Source organism: Paenibacillus ferrarius, from assembly GCF_002027705.1.
GTDB classification, from domain to species: Bacteria; Bacillota; Bacilli; order Paenibacillales; family NBRC-103111; genus Paenibacillus_E; species Paenibacillus_E ferrarius.
Genome location: NZ_MBTG01000023.1, coordinates 212,747 through 229,700, shown reverse-complemented (window position 1 = coordinate 229,700; position 16,954 = coordinate 212,747). Strand labels below are relative to the sequence as shown.

The following is a 16,954-nucleotide window of genomic DNA, read 5'->3' as shown; positions in this document are numbered from 1 at the left end:
AGGAGCAGCAGCGACCGGAAAGTTTAATTAAAACCGGATAAGATGTAGACTTCCCTCAACTGAACCGATAAAATCAATACGTATGTAAAATGGAAACAGTATGGAAAGAGGTGGAAGGCTTGTCTTTTGTCATTAAACTGCAGTGGTTTTTCAAAGAAAGATGGAAATACTACGTGCTTGCTGTTAGCTTAATGATTTGTGTGAATTTATTGGCGACAGTCCCCCCGAAATTAATAGGGAATACCATTGATCATATTCGCAGTGGGAACTTGACGTCCTCACAGCTGAATCAGACTGTTCTCATTCTTGTAGGTTTATCTTTGTTCCTCTATGTAATTACGTTCGTCTGGATTACGACATTGTTCGGCAATTCAGCGCTCATTGAGAAGGTGCTTCGAGGTCGTTTGTTGACGCATCTGACGAAAATGACACCGGCCTTCTTTCAACGCAACAGCACGGGGCAGTTAATGGCTCTGGCTACGAATGATGTGCTTGCAATAGGCCAGACCGCTGGCTATGGGGTGATGACGCTTGTTCACACGCTGGTCGGGGCGTCCGTGGTCATTATCACGATGGTTTCGTTGATTAGCTACAAGCTAATGCTGGCTGCGCTTATACCGCTCCCTATTCTAGTGATTGTCATCAATAAGCTTGGCAAAAGCGTGCGAACACGCTTCCTCGCGGCGCAGGCTTCTTTCGGCCAAATGAATGATCATGCGCTGGAGTCCATTTCTGGCATTCGTGTCCTTCGTTCTTATGTCCAAGAGGATCATGACTTGACGGCTTTCGATAAAGTGACGTCCGACGTTATGAATAAGAACCGCCGGGTTTCTATGCTGAATACGCTATTTCAGCCGCTCACTACGCTGATCGTTGGGCTTAGCTACTCGATTGGTATCGGTTATGGTTCTTATCTAGTCTTTCATCAAGAGATTACGTTGGGACAGCTTATTTCCTTCAATATTTACCTAGGTATGCTGATCTGGCCGATGATTTCCTTCGGGGAGTTTATTAATGTTCTGCAGCGCGGAAGTGCCTCGGCGGACCGTTTGGATAAGGCTTTGAAGCAGGAAGCCGATATTGTCGATGTGGCGAAGCCGGTTTCTGTAGATGTGCCGGAACGGATTGAAATGAAAGGGCTAAGCTTCACATACCCGACTGCCAATCATCCAAGTCTCGTCAATATTTCGTTCCAATTGGAACGCGGGCAGACGTTAGGCATTGTAGGCCGCACGGGCAGCGGCAAAAGCACACTGCTCAAACAATTGCTGCGCCAATTCCCCGTTGAGCCAGGCAAGCTGCTCATAGCCGGTCAGTCGATTGAACAAATTAGTCTGGATCAGGTGAAAAGCTGGGTGGCTTACGTGCCGCAGGAGCACCTCCTGCTGTCCAAGTCCATCAGAGACAATGTAGCGCTTGGCAAGCACAACGCTTCGCCGGAAGAGATTGCACGGGCTATTGAGATGGCTTCGTTCACGCAAGATATCAGCCAAATGCCCGAAGGTCTGGGGACCATTGTCGGGGAAAATGGCGTCATGCTGTCCGGCGGTCAGAAACAGCGTTTGGCCATTGCCAGAGCGCTTCTTATCAACTCAGAGATTCTGCTGCTCGATGACTCCTTATCTGCTGTTGATGCGCGCACGGAAAGCCGTATTCTTCAGCACATCCGCAAAGAGCGTGCGGGCAAAACGACGTTAATCACCACTCACCGTCTTTCCGCTGTGAGTCATGCCAACTGGATCCTCGTTCTGGACGAAGGACGAATTCTCGAAGAAGGAACCCACGAAGAGCTGATGCAGTTCGGCGGCTGGTACCGTGAGCAATGGGAACGCCAACAAATGGAAGCGAGCCTGGAAGAATGACGAGCGGAAGAGAGGAGGATTCGATGAACCAAAAACCATCCACGACGAGAAGACTTATTGCTTACGCGCTCGTCTATAAATTTAGAATTATTGGCGCCCTGCTAATTCTGTGCTGCGCAGTTGGCGCGGAGCTGGCCGGTCCATATATCACGAAGACCATTATTGATCAGCATCTCACACCTGGCATCAGCCAAATGGCACCGGTTCTCAAGCTGCTAGGCCTATACATGGGCTTGCTGCTCTTCGCGAGTATCTGCAACTACGCGCAAGGATACTTGCTGCAATCGACGGCGCTGCAAATCATCAAGAACATGCGCATGGACTTGATGCGCCATATTCAACGCATATCGCTGCGCTATTTCGATAATACGCCGATCGGTCAGGTCGTATCGCGAATTGCCAATGACACCGAAGCTGTTCGCGACTTGTTCATGAGCTTCATGGCGACATTCGTCGTCAGCATGATGCAATTAGTCGGGATCTTTGTGGCGTTGTTCATTTTGGATTGGCATTTGGCTGCTTTTTGTTTAGTATTGCCGCCGATCTTCGTGGTCATCATGTCGATCCATTTGAAGTATTCCAAAATCTTCATCACCATCATGCGCGCGCGGCTTAGCGATATGAATGCGATGATCAATGAATCCATCGTCGTCATGCCGATCATCCAAGCTTTCCGCAGAGAGAAAGTGACGCTGGAAGAGTTCGAGGTCCTGAACAAGGATCGTTATGTGAATCAGGTCAAACAGTTCCGTATTTATTCCTTGTCTTCACGTAACATTGTGGGGACGGTTGGAAGCTTGGTAACGGCTGTGGTGATTTGGTATTTTGGCCGAGAATCGCTGCAAGCTGTGATTTCTTTCGGGGTATTTTATGCCTTCATTGATTATCTGGGGAGAATTTTTCAACCGATTATCGGGATTTTCGATCAACTGACGAATGCCCAAAGAGCCTTTGTGTCTGCGGACAAAGTATTCACGATTCTGGATATGGAAGGCCAGGAGGTAGAGAAAGTTGACCGAACAACTGCCCGTCCCGAAGGTATCGTGAAATTCGATAACGTAACCTTTGCTTATAAAGAAGGGGAGAACGTACTGAAGCATATTTCGTTCGAAGCACGCAAGGGCGAGACGGTTGCGCTTGTGGGTCATACGGGATCAGGCAAAAGCTCCATTATGAACCTGCTGCTTGGGTTCTATGAGCCCAGTGAAGGGGCCATTACAATAGATGGCAGCGACATCACGAAGATGTCCAAGCAAGCGCTGCGCAAGCATATGGGGATCGTTCTTCAGGATCCCTTCTTGTTTGCGGGAGATATCAAATTCAATGTAAGCCTCTATAATGAAGACATTTCACTAGACCGCGTGAAAAGCGCCCTGCACGACGTTGGCGCCTCCGGCTTCATCGAACAGCTGCCTAACGGCTATGACGAGCAGGTGGTGGAGCGGGGCAGCACGCTGTCCTCCGGCCAAAGGCAGCTCATCTCCTTCGCCCGAGCGCTGGCGTTCGACCCGTCCATTCTCATTCTGGACGAAGCGACGGCCAGTATCGACAGCGAGACGGAAGGGCTGATCCAGCGGGCGCTGAAGGTCGTCAGCGAAGGGCGCACGACGCTGATCATCGCGCACAGGCTCTCGACGATCCGCGATGCGGATCAGATTCTCGTGCTGCACCGCGGCGAGATCGCCGAGCGCGGCAATCACGAGGCGTTGATGGCGCTCGGCGGCCGCTACGCGAAAATGTATCAGCTGCAGAAAGGCTAAGGCTCGGCCGCTGTAGGCTAAGGCTAAGCTTGTGCCTACAGGACCAGCTTGACAAGTGGCAGCGGCTGTATCCTAGTCGATGCGCTTCCCAAGCGGATACGTACGTACAATAAGAGGAAAGCTAGAAATTTTGTTTAGCGTGCTTTCGCCGGGATGCTGCCTGCTTCGCCCTTTGAGACTGCCTTTTCGAGACTGTCGAATAACTATTTTAGGGGGTCAAAAATTGCTTATTGAACAGACTAACTGTCTCTCAAATCGATTACAGGGCAAATCTTCTGAAGTGATTCGACAGTCTCTTTTCAGCAGGCTCAGAGCGGGTTCGATGAGGCTGTCCCATAGGCCCAATTTAGTAGGAAAGCGTCGATAGATGATGGGGTTGATTACTTTCATGTGGGATGAAGGGGCTTCCTGATCAGACTTCTTGATCAGTTCAGATCAGTTCAGTTCCCCCGAGTGTAAAAGCCTGCAAAAATACAGGAATTCCTGAGCGAATTCGGTTAAAAAGTGGAAATGCCTGCAATTGTGCAGGCATTTTTATCTTTTTCGGCCGCTCATCCAGAAAAAGCCTCAAAAGCCTGCACAAACGCAGGAATTTAATCGTTGAGGCTATTTCAAGAGCAAAAAGGATGCATAATTGCAGGTTTAGAGAAAGCAACTGGAGCTGGAGTCAGAGAAAGCAGGAGGCTCATCAAGAGATTATCAGAACCCGAAACAGCTATAGTGAAATAGATCCGGACGCTATAGTCATACGCATGAAAGAAGACCACACGCAGAACAGCCAGTTTATGTCAGGTTATCATGTACAAATCCGAGCTGCAGGTAATCGAAAAGTAAAAGTAAGTTTGGAATAGGCAAGATTGAGCCTCTCCGAATTCAATGAGAAAACCTCTATCGAGGCCATTCAAAGATGAGCGACCGCGTTTAGAGGTAGGTTTTATCCCAAATAGAAAGACGTTTTCGGGAACCGAAAACCTATACTTTCTATTGTGATCAAAAAAGCGGTCCCTCAAGTAGGTGTATCTACTTATGGGACAGCCCTTTATTTTATAAAAATAAGCATTGACATTTATCTTGAATTAAAGTATCTTTAAATCAAGATATTACAAGTTAAGATGTTGTTGCAAAGAAATGAGGTGAACGAAGATGAGCGAAGAACGAAATGCTTCTTTGGATCTCTATATTGCTCTTTCCAGAGCCAGTGAATGGGTGAATGCCCATGGGGACCGCGATATTCGCAAACATGGTTTGAATCGAACGGAATTTGGCGTTCTGGAGCTTTTGTACCATAAAGGCGCGCAAGCGATTCAACAAATTGGCGGCAAAGTGCTGATGAGCAGCGGGAATATCACCTATGTCGTGGATAAGCTGGAGAAGAAAGACTATGTGAAGCGGAAGACCTCGACCGAGGACCGCAGGCTCATTTTTGCTGAAATTACGGATAAAGGAAAGCAGTTTATTGAAGACATATTTCCTCAACATGCGGAAGTCATTGAGAATGCAGTAGCTGGACTTACGACGGAAGAGAAGAAAATGGCCAGTCAATTGCTGAAGAAGCTAGGCAAATTTGCCCAGGATGGATTCAAGTAGTTATCCTCCCCGCTTAGAGGAGTTAACTGCTTATCCTTTTGACAAATATCTTAAATTGAAGATTCTTAAATTGAAGAATATGCAACATGAGCATCGCACTGCGATGGACGCAGGCAGCTGCTCGATTGAAGCGTTGTTTCATTAATTCTAAATCAGTTTGGACATAACTATATGATAAATAATAAGGAGATGGATCACATGACACAACATCAAACAGCTGGGATTCACCATATAACGGCTTTCGTTCAAAATGCACAGGAAACCGTAGACTTTTATGCAGGTATTCTTGGACTCCGCATGATCAAAAAAACGATTAACTTCGACGCCCCGGAAGTCTATCACCTGTACTTCGGGAATGAAATGGGAAGTCCGGGAACGATCATTACCTTCTTCCCGTGGGCACATTCCCGCAAAGGCCGGATCGGCGGCGGTCAAGTTGGCATCACGACGTATGCGGTGCCGACAGGCAGCTTGTCTTTCTGGGAAGAACGACTGAATCAGTTTGGTGTTCCCTTTGAGAAAACCTCGAGATTTGCAGAGACTTACCTGCAATTCGAGGATCTCGACGGCCTCAAACTCGAACTTGTAGAGCGTGAATCCGGAGCGCTTAGTCAATGGTCCTTCGGCGGCGTGCCTGTCGAGAAAGCGATCAAAGGCTTTGGCGGAGCTGTTCTGTACAGCACGGCCCCGGACAAAACTGCAGACCTGCTGCAGCAGGTGATGGGTCTCACGAAAGTAGGGCAAGAAGGTGCTTATGCCAGATTTATCTCTTTCGGAGATTTAGGCAATGTCATTGATATCAACGTGACTCCGATGGCGTATGGGGTTGGCGGAGCAGGAACGGTTCACCATATCGCATGGCGGGCCAAAGATGACACAGAGCACGCCCTGTGGAGAACCCATGTGCAAAATAGCGGCTACCAGCCTACGCCGATCGTAGATCGTCAGTACTTTAACGCGATCTACTTCCGCGAAGAAGGCGGCATTCTCTTTGAGATTGCGACGGATCCTCCAGGCTTTGCACGGGATGAGCAGCCGGAAGCGCTTGGCGAGAAATTGATGCTCCCTGAGTGGTTCGAGGAGAATCGTGCTCAAATTGAGCGTAATCTTCCGCCGATTGAGGTGCGGGTATTGGAGGCGAATCAACGATGAAGCATATTTATCAAAAAGGAACGGATGCAGCCGCCCCGGTACTGGTGCTCTTCCACGGTACCGGAGGCACCGAACGTGATCTCTTGCCGCTAGCCGGGGCGATCTCTAAGGCATCTTCGGTGCTCAGCGTGAGAGGCAATGTGCTTGAGAATGGGATGCCGCGGTTTTTCCGCAGGCTGGCTGAGGGCATCTTCGATGAGGAAGACCTCATCTTCCGCACCAAGGAAGTGTACGACTTCCTCGATCAAGCTGCCGTGGAACACGGCTTTGATCGGCAGAATGTCGTAGCGGTGGGCTACTCCAATGGCGCGAATATCGCCGGCAGCCTATTGTTTCACTATCCCGATGCGCTGCGGGGAGCCATTCTGCATCACCCGATGGTGCCGCGGCGAGGTGTTCAGCTGCCAGAGCTTGCCGGCACGCCGATCTTCATCGGGGCTGGCAAGAACGATCCCATCTGCTCTCCGCAGGAGACGGAAGAACTAACGGCTCTGCTAGGTGAAGCGGGAGCGGCGGTGCATGTGCACTGGGAGCAAGCAGGGCACCAATTGACACGTTCGGAAGTGGATGCAGCCGCTGCGTGGTACAAGACGAATTTTGCCTAAAAAGGAGGTGATCCCTGATGCTTGCCATTGATCCTTCGAGCCAGAGCGAGCGGGAAAACTACAAGCTGTTAATTGGCAGCATTATTCCAAGACCAATCGCTTTTGTAACCTCTTTGTCTGCAGAGGGGGTGCTTAATGCAGCGCCGTACAGTTATTTCACCATTGTGACGGCGAATCCGCCGATGGTGGCGATCTCGGTTCAAAGGAAGCAAGGCGTGCGCAAGGACACTTCGCGTAATGCCATAGACACCGGGGCTTTCGTAGTTCATATCTCCGATGAAACCTATATAGAGCAAATCAATCAGGCGGCTGCCGCGCTGCCGCCGGAGGAGAGCGAGGTCGCTTTGGCTGGCCTCACGCCAGTAGAAAGCGTGAAGATCGCTGTCCCCGGCATTGCCGAGGCAAGCATTCGAATGGAATGCTTGCTGGAGCAAGCCATTCCGTTAGGCGGAACAGACGGCACGCCTGCTGCCGATTTATTAATTGGGCGTGTTGTGCACTTTCACATCGCAGAGTCACTGTATGAGAACGGGCATATTGATGCTCAGGCGCTTAAGCCAGTCAGTCGGCTGGCGGGCAACTCCTATGCGAAATTGGGAGAGCAATTTGCCATAGATCGACCTCTCTGAGGGTGATTGGAAGTTCTCAGAAGAAACCGCAAGCCCCTCGGGGATTGTGGTTTTTTCTATTCTATTTATTTGAATTTTCGGTATAATAGTAGGCAAAAGAGGTAGTTAGCTAGAGACGCAAGGAGAAGATGACAATGAACAAGAACAAGGTGCGGTATAGTTTGAGATGGTTATGTTTAGTCTGCTTCGTTTCTTTACTAGGAAGTCTTCATCAACCTGCTTATGCTGCTACAACGGTTTCCAATCAGATAACGGGTGATTCGGCTTCCGTTTATGGAGGAAGGGTCGAGTTTACATCAACGGTTACGGACGCTAGCGGAGGGGGTTCGACACCTACGGGAAATGTCGCATTTTATGATGGAGCCACGCTCATTGGCACGGGAGACTTGGTAGAGGATGAGCCTATCGTGGTCAATAAACCGGCGGGAGCTTCTCCACCAACTCAACCAGATTTGAAATTGACCTGCAGCAATTGTCCGGTTATTCAATGGGGCGGGCTGTCATTTTGGGCGTATAGCTTTTACGAAAATACGGAAGAAATCCAACTCATAGGTTATGATGCTAATAACCAAATAGTGAAGTCGTGGAAAATCGCTGGCGATCGCTATGTGGAGGGAATTACCATAGACAAGAGTGCCCGTTTAATTACATTTAAAGGACAAAAAGGAAACGTCATTTCTCGAACCTGGGATCAGCTGGAGAATTTCAGTGCTCACGCTTCGATCGTTGTTCCTAATCTGACTGCTGGCGCTCATTCGATTACATCCAGTTACACAGGCGATGGCAGCCACGCTGCTCAAACAGCTTCTCCTTTTATACATACGGTTAGCAAGAATCCTACAGCAACGACGCTAAGTTCAAATAATGCCGTTGCGAACTTCGGCGAGCCAATTACATTTACCGCTTATGTAGGCAGCACGAATGGAAGCGACCTTCCGCCAACAGGGCAGTTTACTTTCAAAGCCAATGGCAGCGTTATTTCACCACCGGTAAACATCGAAGGCAACGGGATTGCTACACTTATTACAGCCAGTCTCCCAGTCGGAACTCTATCCATAACCGCCGAATACTCCGGAGATGCGAATCATGGAGCGAGTCTATCTACACCAGTCACCCAGTACGTGACCAAGGCTGCTGTTCAAGTAGAACTCACGGTTGCCCCTACGAATGAAAGTGTTTATAGCCATTTGATTACTTTCATGATCCATGTGACGAATACGACGTCCGGACTTCCTATTCCTGAAGGTGTAGTTGCAATTACGGGAACGGACAGCACGATTCTATGGCCAAGCGAGTTAACGCTTGTGAATGGCAAAGCTGCTTGGGAAACTGATCGGCTTGCGGTTGGTACGCATACCTTCGCGGCTAATTACGCAGGAGATGCAAATTATGCGGCCATGAGCTCAAGCAGCCATACCCAGCAAATCAATCCAATTCCAACGCGTGTAACGATGACCAAATCGGTGACAGAGGCCGTTTATTATGGAACACCGATTACCTTCACGGCACATGTGGCCAATACGAATGGGGAAGCCTTGATTCCCACAGGAAAAGTGATGTTCAGCGGCGGCAATATGACAAGCACAGAAATTGAGCTGGATGCAGCTGGGGATGCTTCGCTTACTACAGCTAATCTGCTGCCGGGCACTGTATCTATTACAGCAACGTATGTGCCAGACTCGTTCCATCAATCCAAGATGTCAGCTCCTTTGTCGCAGGTCATTGTGCCGAATACGCAAGGAACTGTGCTCATTCTCAACCATCCCAGTTCTCATTTCCAATATGGCGAACGGGTCTCATTCACGGCATCGGTTGGCGGCTTGATTGGAGACCAAGGGCAGCCAGGCTCTATTTCATTGAGAGACAATGGCGTGGAGAAGGCCAGAGTAACCGCCGATGTCTATGGGGCTCGGGAAATCGTTCTGACGGGTGTCAGTTCTGGAACTCATCACTTCACAGCCATCTATGAACGAGAGGGTATTTCCAATGGGATAGAATCGCAAGAGGTAGTCGTTGTGGTTCATCCAGTTTTAACTCAATTACAGCTGAAGCAAGGAGCAGTGGAGAAAGTACTTCCGGCAACTGCCCCTTGGCTGGCAACGGTCGTACATGGACCTAACGATACGATTACTTTAACTCCGGCATCGGCTGAAGCAAATACCGGCATTCGCATCTGGAAGCAGGATCCGCTAAGCGGTGTGCTGGGTGCGGAAATAGGAGTCATGAATGGACAAAGTGAAGCGATTCGTCTCAGCGAAGGACTCAATCGTTTGGCAATCAAAGTGACAAGTTCAGATGCAACGGTTGCGGCTGAAACCGTCCTTTCGATCTTCTATACGCCGGACGATCATCCATGGGATATAAGGCAGGTGCTGCATGTGATGTCGCTAGAGTATAATATGGACGGGATTCCGACCTTCGACAAGGCGGATATAAATGAATTGTTGAAATTAATTGAGCCCATCACACGCAGCTAGACGGATCGCCGCCAGCATAGAAGCTGCATCGAACACAAAGAGACCATAAGAGCCACTTCGTAGTGGGTACTTATGGTCTTTTTGTGCTGGATGCAAGATTTAACTCTGTTTCTCTTTACGATCGAGTCGATAGCTGACAAGCCCAAGGATTAGCCCAACAATCGGCAGCAGAGCGCCCGCCCATGGCAAATAGGTAAGACCCATATGGGTGATGACCCACCCGCCGATAAAAGCGCCGCTGGCATTGCCAAGGTTATTGGCCGAATGGTTGGAGGTCGATGCGAGCATAGGCGCATCCTTAGCCATTGTCATGATGCGCAGCTGCAGGCCTGGCAGAATACCGAATGCGGCTGCGCCCCAGATGAAGATCGTGATTACAGCGGCTGCCGGGAGATGCACGGTGAAGTTGAAGATGATCAGAATAAGGGCTAACGCCGCGTAGTTGCCAAGCAAAGCCGGCATGAGCTTCCAGTCTGCCAGCTTGCCGCCGATGATGTTGCCGAAGGTAACGCCGAAGCCGAATAGAACGAGAATCCATGCCACGTAATGCTCGGAGAAACCGGTCACTTGTTCCAATAGCGGCGTGATGTAGGTGAACACAGTGAACAAGCTTCCGCTTCCCAAAGCACCTACTAGCAGCATCAGCAGCAGCCGCGGCTGTATTAAGGCGCGGAATTGCTGGACAATGCCCGCGCTTTTCTCCTGCTGTACACGCGGGATAAAGAAGAGAATTCCGATGAGCGAGATGATGCCCATGATCACAATGGCGCCAAACGAGGCACGCCAGCCAAGCTGCTGTCCAATGAAGGTGCCGAAAGGAACGCCCATAATATTGGCGATCGTTAGCCCCGCCATCATGACAGAAATGGCGCCGGCTCTACGTTCAGGGCGTACCAGATTCATGGCGATGACGCCGCCGACACCGAAGAAGGTCCCGTGAGCCAGAGCCGTCACAATCCGCGCCCCCATGAGGATGGTATAGGTGGGAGCGATAACGCTGATCGCATTGCCCAAGATAAACAGGACCATCAGAAGGCCAAGCAGCAGCTTCTGGGGCAGCTTATTCGTGAATAAGGCGAGAATCGGGGCGCCGATCGCTACGCCCATGGCGTAGCTCGTAATGAGCTGGCCTGCTTGCGGGATTGTGACATGCAGATCCTGGGCGACATTCGGCAAGAGTCCCATAATGACGAACTCGGTCATGCCAATGGCAAATGCGCCTGCGGTTAAAGAGAAAAGAGAAATCGGAAACCGCCCAGCAGGAACTGGTTTTCCTATTGCTGCTTGCTGATGACTCATAACAGTGACTTCCAGCCTCTCAAGTAGTCTAATTAGCTGCTTGCACGCAGCGCTATACCCATGTTGCGTCAAGCATACCTAATTGGTCAAGATAAGAGACGAAGAAATCAAAATAACGTTATATTTACCTTCTTCTCCTTCTCTATAATGAGGCTATACAAGGTCAATCAAACATCAAGTAAGAGGTGAAGGATATCATGTCTGCAACAACAGAAGTGCTTACACAAGACAAGCCCGTTCGATATAAACGCAATGTCCGCCGTCGTCAAGAGAACCTGGCTGGCTTCCTGTTCGTCAGTCCGATGCTGATTGGCGTAACGGTGCTGACACTGCTCCCCATTATTGCTACATTCGTTCTTAGCTTTGCGGATTGGAACTTCGTTGCAGGAATGAGCGGCTTGAAATGGGTTGGCATAGAAAACTTTACGAAGCTGTTCGGAGACGCTGTTTTCATCAAATCGCTCAAAAACAATCTCATTTTCGTCCTCACCGTGCCCATTTATATGGCCGTATCTCTAATATTAGCGATTGTCATCAATAAGAACGTATATTGGAAAGGCTTTTTCAAAGTGGCCTATTTCATGCCTTATATCTCCAGCGTTGTTGCCGTAGCGGTCGTATGGCAGGTGCTGTTTCATCCATCAGCAGGTCCTGTCAATCAGTTCTTAATGTCACTTGGCTTCACAAACCCGCCGAAATGGATCGCAGATCCGGCCTTCGCGTTGTCCTCGGTCATGATGATTTCCGTGTGGATTTCCATCGGTTTTAATATGATTATTTACATGGCAGGGCTGCAATCCATTCCCAGAGATCTGTATGAAGCCGCCGAGATCGATGGAGCGAATGCTTGGGTGCGTTTCCGCCGGATAACGCTTCCGATCTTGTCGCCAACCTCCTTTTTCTTATTGGTCACAGGGATAATTTCCACGTTTAAGGTGTTCGATTTAATCGCCGTACTGACCTCGGGAGGCCCGATTAATTCAACGAGCATGATCGTCTGGTACTTGTACGATACGGCTTTTGTTAACCTTCGTGTAGGGTACGCCTCCTCAATGGCTGTCATCTTATTCGTCTGTGTATTATTCATCACGTTCCTGCAGTGGGCGGGACAAAAGAAATGGGTCAATTACTAAGCGTAGGAGGAACTTCTCATGAAAGAACGGTTTAACTCATCAAAGCTGATTGCAACCATCATTCTGTTCATCATCAGTCTGATCTTCCTGCTCCCCTTCTTCTGGATGCTCTCGGCCTCCTTCAAAGTGGAAACGGATGTGTTCAAATACCCGATCGAGTGGATTCCATCGCATTGGAACGCTATCGAGAACTACAAGGAAGTCTGGTTTGGCAAAAATCCATTTTACCTCTATTACTGGAACTCCATTAAAGTGTCCGTCATTACAACCTTCATTTCCTGTGTCGTTTCCGCGATGGCGGCGTACGGCTTCTCCAAGGTCGAATTCAAAGCCGGCAAGTGGCTATTCCTGATCGTACTGGCGACCTACATGGTGCCAAGCCAAGCGATTTTGATTCCGCAATTTATTTTATATCGCAATATTGGTTTGTTTAACAATCACTTCGGTCTTGTGCTAATCGGCTGTTTCAGCGTTCTAGGTACGTTCATGCTGCGCCAATTTTTCATGAGTATTCATAATGAATATCTGGAATCAGCCAAAATCGACGGGGCCGGCCATTGGCTGATCTTCTGGAAAATTGCTTTCCCGCTCGTCCGTCCAGCCGTTGCCACCTATGCCATTCTGCGTTTCATTTGGACATGGAACGACTATCAGAATGCTTTGATCTTCCTGCGTTCGGATAAATTGTTCACGATTCCGCTGGCGATGCAGAAATTCGCTTCCCTGAACGGGGAGTACTACTCGCTGATTATGGCGGCCGCTGTGTCGGCTATCATTCCACTCTTAATCATCTTCATTATCGGGCAGAAGAGCGTGATTGAAGGTATAGCACTTGGCGGCGTTAAGGGTTAATCAAAAAAATAAATAGAGAACCAGATGGATGTCGTTTTTTGTCGACGCAACATTGGGTTATAATGAGGTGAAGGGGAAGAGCTGAGGCTTCCTCTTTTGCTATTCATTCCACTGTAAAAGGGGCGCTTGGGCCGGTGAAGACCAAATACTCGATTAAATCATTTCGCGGCAAATTAACCGTGGCCTTAATTGTCTGTATTTTGATACCGGCACTCCTCACATTGTTCATTTATAACTATTTAACTCGGGATGCTGTCAAAGATCAGGCGGTCTTGAATGCGAAGCAAACGCTGCAGCTGGTGGACGGTCATGTGACAGGCACGCTCAAAAATATGCTGTATATCCTGAATTTCATTCAATATGACACGGGCATGAATATGACGTTTCAAGATTTCAGTTTGAAAAGCGGAGACATGAGCAACCCTTCGTATGAAGAATTCAGAGCCCGGCAAGAGGTTTTGATCAAATTGGAGACGATTACCGGGGCTGCGGAGACCAGTGCAGGGGAGAAGAGCTTTGTTACCGTTTTTCTCAACAATGGGACCTATTTCACGAACTATTGGATATCGGATTACGATCCAACACGATTGTTTAAGGAGCCCTGGCTTAACAAAGTACGGAGCTTGAAAGGAATTGAATCGTATTGGGTTGGCGAGTCGTCGACTCAATTCTTGCAGGATAAAGCGGATAGCCCGTATCAACTAACGGTGGCGAGGTCTCTCTCCAGCCAAAATGGGTTCATCGTGGTGACCATTCTGGAGAGACAAATCGGTAATTATTTCAAAGAAATAGCGAAGAGCCAGGGGCAGGAGATTATTCTGCTCGATAAGGATGACCGCATCCTGTCCCATGCGGACGTTTCGAGGATTGGCGAGGCGTTTCCTTATTTGAAGGAGCAGAACCCCAAGTCTCCGGAAATCATCCAAATCGATCATCAGAATTATTTGATTTCCAAGCGGGAATTCCCAATGAACGGCTGGAAGCTGGTTTCGCTTATTCCTTACAGTCAAGCCGTGGGAACCATCAATGGGATTTTTGAAAATGTATTCACGCTTCAGGTCGTTTCTTTCATCTTATTTTTCATCCTGCTCATGGTAGCGATTCGTGCTTTCACAAGACCGCTCGTGAAGCTGGATAAAGTAGCAACCTCGATCCAGCAAGGGAATCTCCATCTGCGCAGCGCCATTCGCGGTGAGGATGAGATCGGCCGATTGGGGAAGTCATTTGACCAGATGCTGGATCACATCTCCGACATGATTGTCGAAGTGACACACACGCAAGCACGCAAGCGCAAGGCGGAGCTGGACATGCTGCAAGCCCAAATCAATCCTCATTTCTTGTTCAATGTCCTGAACTCGATCCGAATGAAGGTGCTTGGCAAAGGGGATCGCGAAAGCGCCGATATGATCAGCTCCTTGTCCAAGCTTATGCGTATGACCATTCAAGACAAAGCCTATATTCTGCTGCACGATGAAGTGGATATTGTGATGGATTATATGAAGCTGATGAATATGCGGCAGAAGGAGAAAGTCACGCTGCAGACTTACATTGATGCGGATGTGTTCTTGGAGCGGGTCCCCCGCTTTTTCTTGCAGCCGATTATCGAAAATGCTCTGATTCACGGTTTCAATCAGCAAGCCGGCACGATTACGTTGGAAGCACAGTTAGATGAAGGGTATATCCGTATTAGTGTCCGTGACAACGGTCAAGGCATGGACCCGATCACCCTTGAACGCCTAAGGAACAAGCTGTTTGCACATCCAGTAGAGCCAGCACTTATAGAGCCGGACAAGAAGAAAGGATTCTCCAGTATTGGATTACCGAACGTGAACGAACGAATGCGAATGACCTTTGGCGAGGCTTATCGGATGGAAGTGGACAGTGAAGAGGGAGTAGGCACATCTGTGACCTTGCTGATTCCCAAACAAGAGGAGGTGCAGGAAGATGTATAAAGTGATGCTCGTAGACGATGACTATCCCGTGTTGGAGCTGCTTTCCGGTGCGATTGATTGGGCGAAGCTGGATATGGAGCTGGTGGGGCTTTATGAAAATGGCGCTGTGGCGATGGAAGCGGCGGCCTTGGATATGCCTGACATTGTGGTCACCGATATCGGGATGCCCCGCATGAACGGCTTGGAGCTGATTCGTGGTTTAAAGGATAAACATCCGGCTATTCGAGTCGCCATTCTTTCCTGTCATAATGAATTCCACTTCGCCCAGCAGGCTATGAAGCTCAATGTGCAGGAATACATGCTCAAAGACACGCTTAATCCAGAGGATTTGGAAAAGCTGCTGAAGCAGTTCAAAATCAGTCTGGATGAAGAATATCATTCCCGGGAGCGTCACAATCAGCTGCGGCATCTGGTTGATCGCAATCGGGAGCAGCATAAAGAGACATTCCTAAGAGCGACTATTCATGAGCCCGTGTTGAATGAAGCCTCTTGGGTGCGGGAAGCCGAATCCTTCGGGTTCAGCCTCAAGGGAAGGACTTGCTTGCCAGTAGCCTGCTATATTGATGGGCAGCGGCTGGCGCGCCAGCGTTTCGTCAGTGACGATGTGCTGCGCTTCGCGCTCAATAACATCATGGAAGAGGTACTGAGCAGCGAAGAGCGGGAAGCAGTCCATTTTGCCTACGATGTGCTGCGTTCGTTCATTTTCATTTCGGCTCCCGGCGGGATTAAGACCAATCCTTATGATCGTGCCCTGCCTCTTCTTGCTGAGCTTCAGCATGCGGTGGAGAAAACCTTGAAGATTAAGATTTCTTTTATCATAGGCAAAATCAGCGCTGCTCCGTCGGAGATCAAACAGGAATTAAACGGCCTGTTAACGGCTAACGGGCAGCGGTTCTATATGGAGCCCAAAGCGATTGAGAAATGGAGAATCATGGCCTATTCCGGGCAGGATTTATTTGCGGTGTATGATGAAGCGGTCACGACGCTGAGGGAAATGCTGATCGAGAGCAATCCGGGCAAGGTCCAGCCCATGGTCGAGAAATGGATGTCCTATTTGCGCGAGAATCGCTTCCCGCCGGAGACGGTGAGGGATTGGATTCTAAAGCTGGTACTGGATCTAAAGCTGAAGCTGAAAAGTATGCAGCTGTTTCGGAACCATTTTTCCGTAGAGATCCTGCACAAAGAACTGCTTGAAATGGATACGCTGCAGGAAATGGGAGAGTGGATGGTTCATTTCTTCTCCTCCTTTTTCCTAGTGGCCGAAGATGTGAAGGTTCTGAGCAAGCGCCCGGAGGTATTGGATGCCTGCCAGTATGTTTCTTTGCATTTGAATAAGAAAATCTCACTGGATGAAGTATCTGAGCAGCTGTTCTTGAACCCAAGCTATTTCAGTCGATTGTTTAAGAAAGAGACGGGGGAAACGTTCATTGAGTATGTAAATCGGATGAAGGTGGAGCGTGCAAAGGAGCTGCTGGATCAGACGAATTTAGCGGTGTCCAAAATTGGCGAATCGCTGGGCTACGATAATCATAGCTATTTCATCAAAATGTTCAAAAGCGTCGCTGGCATGACACCTCTCGAATATCGCGGATTAGCGGAGACGAAAGCAGCCCTAGCAGAGAAGTCAAAATAACGTCGATAGTAGT

Annotated in this window: 12 protein-coding genes; 11 read left to right on the top strand and 1 reads right to left on the bottom strand. The window is 49.1% G+C overall.

Going from position 1 to position 16,954, the window contains the following annotated elements; translation table 11 throughout:
- Positions 1 to 89: 89 nt before the first annotated feature.
- The 7 genes from BC351_RS23620 to BC351_RS23585 all read left to right on the top strand — a co-directional run bounded on the left by BC351_RS23620 (position 90) and on the right by BC351_RS23585 (position 10,072).
- Positions 90 to 1,862, top strand: coding sequence for an ABC transporter ATP-binding protein (locus BC351_RS23620; RefSeq protein ID WP_208629840.1), 1,773 nt, complete (start codon positions 90 to 92; stop codon positions 1,860 to 1,862).
- 23 nt (positions 1,863 to 1,885) lie between these two features.
- Positions 1,886 to 3,622 (top strand): ABC transporter ATP-binding protein, encoded by a 1,737-nt coding sequence (locus tag BC351_RS23615; protein WP_079415536.1) that lies wholly within the window; start codon positions 1,886 to 1,888, stop codon positions 3,620 to 3,622.
- Positions 3,623 to 4,765: 1,143 nt separating this feature from the next.
- Positions 4,766 to 5,209: a MarR family winged helix-turn-helix transcriptional regulator gene (locus BC351_RS23605; RefSeq protein WP_079415533.1), complete on the top strand. Its 444-nt coding sequence runs from the start codon at positions 4,766 to 4,768 to the stop codon at positions 5,207 to 5,209.
- Between the two features lie 198 nt (positions 5,210 to 5,407).
- Positions 5,408 to 6,361, top strand: coding sequence for a ring-cleaving dioxygenase (locus tag BC351_RS23600; protein WP_079415531.1), 954 nt, complete (start codon positions 5,408 to 5,410; stop codon positions 6,359 to 6,361).
- Positions 6,358 to 6,966 carry an alpha/beta hydrolase gene (locus BC351_RS23595; protein WP_079415529.1) on the top strand — a complete coding sequence of 203 codons (609 nt, stop codon included), beginning with the start codon at positions 6,358 to 6,360 and terminating at the stop codon, positions 6,964 to 6,966. The genes BC351_RS23600 and BC351_RS23595 overlap by 4 nt, the downstream gene beginning before the upstream one ends.
- Positions 6,967 to 6,983: 17 nt before the next feature.
- Positions 6,984 to 7,595: a flavin reductase family protein gene (locus BC351_RS23590; RefSeq protein WP_079415527.1), complete on the top strand. Its 612-nt coding sequence runs from the start codon at positions 6,984 to 6,986 to the stop codon at positions 7,593 to 7,595.
- Between the two features lie 134 nt (positions 7,596 to 7,729).
- On the top strand, positions 7,730 to 10,072 hold the full coding sequence (locus tag BC351_RS23585; RefSeq protein ID WP_158082206.1) for an Ig-like domain-containing protein: 2,343 nt from the start codon (positions 7,730 to 7,732) through the stop codon (positions 10,070 to 10,072).
- 99 nt (positions 10,073 to 10,171) lie between these two features.
- Here BC351_RS23585 and BC351_RS23580 read toward each other — a convergent pair whose 3' ends face one another.
- Positions 10,172 to 11,371 carry an MFS transporter gene (locus BC351_RS23580; RefSeq protein WP_079415523.1) on the bottom strand — a complete coding sequence of 400 codons (1,200 nt, stop codon included), beginning with the start codon at positions 11,369 to 11,371 and terminating at the stop codon, positions 10,172 to 10,174.
- A gap of 197 nt (positions 11,372 to 11,568) precedes the next feature.
- On the opposite strand from BC351_RS23580, the gene BC351_RS23575 reads away from it, so the two are divergent.
- The 4 genes from BC351_RS23575 to BC351_RS23560 all read left to right on the top strand — a co-directional run bounded on the left by BC351_RS23575 (position 11,569) and on the right by BC351_RS23560 (position 16,941).
- On the top strand, positions 11,569 to 12,504 hold the full coding sequence (locus tag BC351_RS23575; protein WP_079415522.1) for a carbohydrate ABC transporter permease: 936 nt from the start codon (positions 11,569 to 11,571) through the stop codon (positions 12,502 to 12,504).
- Positions 12,505 to 12,522: 18 nt separating this feature from the next.
- The gene (locus BC351_RS23570; RefSeq protein ID WP_079415520.1) at positions 12,523 to 13,356 is read left to right on the top strand and encodes a carbohydrate ABC transporter permease; all 834 of its coding nucleotides are present in this window, start codon (positions 12,523 to 12,525) and stop codon (positions 13,354 to 13,356) included.
- A gap of 134 nt (positions 13,357 to 13,490) precedes the next feature.
- Positions 13,491 to 15,308 (top strand): cache domain-containing sensor histidine kinase, encoded by a 1,818-nt coding sequence (locus tag BC351_RS23565; protein WP_079415518.1) that lies wholly within the window; start codon positions 13,491 to 13,493, stop codon positions 15,306 to 15,308.
- Positions 15,301 to 16,941: a response regulator transcription factor gene (locus tag BC351_RS23560; RefSeq protein WP_079415516.1), complete on the top strand. Its 1,641-nt coding sequence runs from the start codon at positions 15,301 to 15,303 to the stop codon at positions 16,939 to 16,941. The genes BC351_RS23565 and BC351_RS23560 overlap by 8 nt, the downstream gene beginning before the upstream one ends.
- Positions 16,942 to 16,954 lie beyond the last annotated feature (13 nt).